Source organism: Clostridiales bacterium (assembly GCA_012512255.1).
Taxonomy (GTDB): Bacteria; Bacillota; Clostridia; order Christensenellales; family DUVY01; genus DUVY01.
Map to the genome: position 1 here is coordinate 1 of JAAZDJ010000132.1, position 3,051 is coordinate 3,051.

The following is a 3,051-nucleotide window of genomic DNA, read 5'->3' on the forward strand; positions in this document are numbered from 1 at the left end:
GGACACTCTGCCTTGGGGCGCTTGTATAAGCGCTATGCCCGTAATCTCGCCGCTTGTCTGGACAATAGTCGTCACGGCCGCGATTTCGCCATTGAGCACCAAAGAAAATTGAACGCATTCGTTTTTTCGCTTAGTGTCCAAGCTTAACCGCCAGCTAACATAATAAAGCCCGCCTTGCAAGCTAAATACCCCGGTCTTGTTGTTATAGGTTATGCTAGGCGAGGAATCCACAGATAAAGTTTTAAATACAAAAACTTTGCCCGGTCCCAAAACGGTGTCGCCGGAACCCGAAGTAAGCGCGAAAACGCCTTCGCTTGAACCGCTTGGTCCGGTAGGACCGGTTGGGCCTGTCGGACCTGTCGCCCCCATTATGCCCATAGGACCTATTGCGCCTGTCGGACCGGTCGGACCTGTCGGGCCGGTCGGGCCTGTGGCGCCCATTATGCCCATAGGGCCTATTGGACCGGGCGGGCCTGTGGGACCCGTAGGGCCTTGAAAACCTTGCGGGCCTTGGGGGCCTTGGCGGCCCGGAACGCCCCTTAACCCTCTTGGGCCTTGAGGTCCTTCGCAAAAACAAACTTCTTTTTTTATAATGCAATCCCTATCGTCATTTTTATGCATAAAAAATCGCCTAAAAAATATTTTAAAGCGCGAAAATTTGCGCTCAATTTCAATATATGAAAATGTTATTGATTTTGATAATTTTAATAAAGTGCGCCCAAAAAATACATAAAGTTTTATAAAAATTGATTATATTATGATATAATTTAACCCTAAATAAGCCCGCGCCCTTATATTAAAAATCAGGCGGAAAATTAAAAAATGATAATCCAAAAAGCTGCGAAAAAAGACTTAAAAGGTTTGTTGGAATTATACTGCCATCTTAATATGGACAGCGTTCCCCCAATTGACGCCAAAATAAAAAAACTATGGAAACTAATCCTAAAAAGCCGCTATCAGCATATCATTATCGGGCGTTATGGCAAAAAAATCGTATCCTCGAGCGTCCTTGCGATTGTGGACAATCTTACCCGCGACCAACGCCCCTATGCCCTTATTGAAAATGTGGTTACCCACAAGGATTACAGGAAACGCGGCTTTGCCACCGCCATATTAAACTACGCCAAAGATTTGGCCAAGTCAAAGAATTGTTACAAAATAATGCTCCTTACCGGCTCTAAAGACAAGGCGACCTTGCGGTTTTACGAAAAAGCGGGCTATAACAGCCAAGACAAGACGGCTTTTGTCCAATGGCTTTAAAATGGCCGTTATTAAATACAGGGTTAAAAAATTTTTTCGGGTTTAAATATATATTTTAAAAAATATTAAATTTTTATGTTAATTCGGTTTTAATTGATTCTATGATATTGCTAGATAAAATTCTGCGCGCGGCAAACAGCGTTGATATAGCCAATATAACCGCTATCGCCAAGGCCGCGATTATTATTTCCTTAACGGGCAAGATAAAAGCCATAGGTATCCCAAAGCTGTCTTTTAGCAAAAGCGATATCAAAACGGACAAAGCCAAGCCTATCGCAATTGAGACCAAGCTATAAAACGCGCATTCGTAAAATATTATTTTGTAAAAACTGCGCCTTGTCATGCCGACTGACCGCAAAATCGCGAACTCGCGGTTTCTTATAAGCATATTAGAAATAACCGTATTAAACACATTAAGCGCCAATATGGTCGCGACCACTAAGATAAAAATTCTGGAAAAAATCGTCACCGTCGTAACCAAATTTTTTTGGAACTCATAATAGACCGCGACATCGTCAAAATATGCGTCCCAATTATTTTTTTCGGCTAATGTCTTAATTTTGTCAAAAACTTGCTTATGGTTTTTGGCTTTAAAAAACATCCTAACAGTTTGGGGTCTGTCTTGTGAAAACTCCTCAAGCATTGAGATAGGGATTATCATATGCGCGCCGACCGCTTCTTTAAGAATGGATAATTCCATCGGCAAATTATAATACCTAGAATAAACATCGGCGACTACGGATATGTTTTGACCGTAATTTAAATAATTATTCTCATCAAAATTTGGCTCGTCGCTTTCAAAATAATCTTGCCAATATTCTTCCCAATCGGCTTGACTCATATAGCGCAAATTAAGCTCAATTGACTCTTGCTCAAAAATTTGAATCATTTCTATTTTGTCTTTGTCCTTATGATATATTTCTAAAGCAGCCAAAGTAATTACTCTTAAATTGTTTTTATCGGTATATAAAGATAAATCTTTGTCAAGTTGAGCCGCCAAAACACTAAATCTAACGTCGTCCATAAATATATAATTAAACATTTCTATGCCGGTGTTTTTTTCTTGATAATAATTGTCAGCTTTTTCCGATATTTTTTCATAATCTATTGGCAAAAATCCCGCTTCCATACTCGCGAACCAACCCGCCTCGTCTATGCCGTTTAGCTTGGATATCGGCAAATAAACGGTATCAATAGTTTGGAAAAAATCCTCATAAGAAGCGTTGCAAACAATGTCGTAATCTAAAAATTGGGCGCTTTCATTTATCCAAATATCCGCGTATACGCAAAGCGTATTCGCCGAAACAAAAAGAACCATACTTAAAACCAAACAAAAAATAATGGAGCGGTATTTTTTTCTAAATCTCGATAAATTTTTTATTACCAAGTCTCTTTCTATGCTTTTTATATGCCGATATTTTTTGGGCTTTGTTTTTGATTTCAAAGAAATATCATCGCTTTGTCTAATAGCGCTTATTACTGTCTTTTTGGCGCTTTTAAGCGCAGGGCCGATTGACGATATAACCGCCAAAATTACGCTAAATGCCGCGATAATCAATAAAGAAAAAATATTAACATCCAACCTAAAAATCAAATCCACATATGACGCGCTCGCTATGATTTTGGCGATACTGTTAAAAGATAAAAACACAACGCCTATTCCGCAGGCAATCCCCAAAGGGATAATAATTATAGACAAAAACAAGGCCTCGTATAAAACGGTTTTTATAATCTGCCCTTTGGTCGCGCCTAGCGAAAACAGCAGACCGTAATATCTTATTTTTTCGCTAA

Annotated in this window: 3 protein-coding genes; 1 reads left to right on the top strand and 2 read right to left on the bottom strand. The window is 39.5% G+C overall.

The genetic code is table 11. The features are described from left to right. Window positions 1–621, bottom strand: a 621-nt coding sequence (locus GX756_06630; GenBank protein ID NLC17533.1) for a hypothetical protein, incomplete at its 3' end; no start/stop codon positions are given. A gap of 204 nt (window positions 622–825) precedes the next feature. Here GX756_06630 and GX756_06635 point away from each other — a divergent pair. Beyond that, window positions 826–1,260, top strand: a complete 435-nt coding sequence (locus GX756_06635) for a GNAT family N-acetyltransferase (GenBank protein NLC17534.1) — start codon at window positions 826–828, stop codon at window positions 1,258–1,260. Window positions 1,261–1,333: 73 nt separating this feature from the next. Here GX756_06635 and GX756_06640 read toward each other — a convergent pair. Continuing rightward, window positions 1,334–3,051: ABC transporter permease (locus GX756_06640; protein NLC17535.1), on the bottom strand; the 1,718-nt coding region annotated here is incomplete at its 5' end.